This window comes from Rhodococcus sp. P4_F3_2, from assembly GCF_056401335.1.
In genome coordinates this window covers 1-473 of record NZ_JBFUJN010000187.1, presented here as the reverse complement: position 1 = coordinate 473, position 473 = coordinate 1, and the positions used below count along the sequence as shown (strand labels likewise).

Annotated in this window: 1 protein-coding gene; it reads right to left on the bottom strand. The window is 34.3% G+C overall.

All coding sequences use genetic code 11. The features are described from left to right. Window positions 1-473: relaxase MobL (gene mobL, locus AC1DWA_RS33350; RefSeq protein WP_477917758.1), on the bottom strand; the 473-nt coding region annotated here is incomplete at both ends.

The window sequence follows — 473 nt, the reverse complement described above, 5'->3', positions numbered from 1 at the left end:
CTTTAAAGGCTCGTTCCATCCTTTTTAAGGATGCATGCATCGATACATGCTGTTGAAACCCTTTAGAACGTTTCCGTGATTTTGCATGTTTAATAAGATGTTGGGCACGCTGTTGTTTTTTATCATAGGTTTTCATTTCYTGTAAAAAAGCATTACCCATTCGCTTATATAATTCATTGATTTTATTCTGCTTGTAATTCTTATACCGGTATTGATTTACCTTCCCTTCTCCGTATGCCTTCTTTAATTCGTTCACTTCCCCATCTAAGGTTTTCATTAGTTGTTGATATTCTTTTGGATGATATTTTTGAATATACTTCTCACTCAATGTATCTATATAAGGCTTTAATGGCTTGAGAGTGTTATAGCTATACTGCCATTGCCTTTTGTCTTTTTGTAGATAATTGTAGACTAGTAAAAACAACGGTTTTAATTCTCGGTTCCGCCATGCAAGAGACGAATCTTTTTTCTTG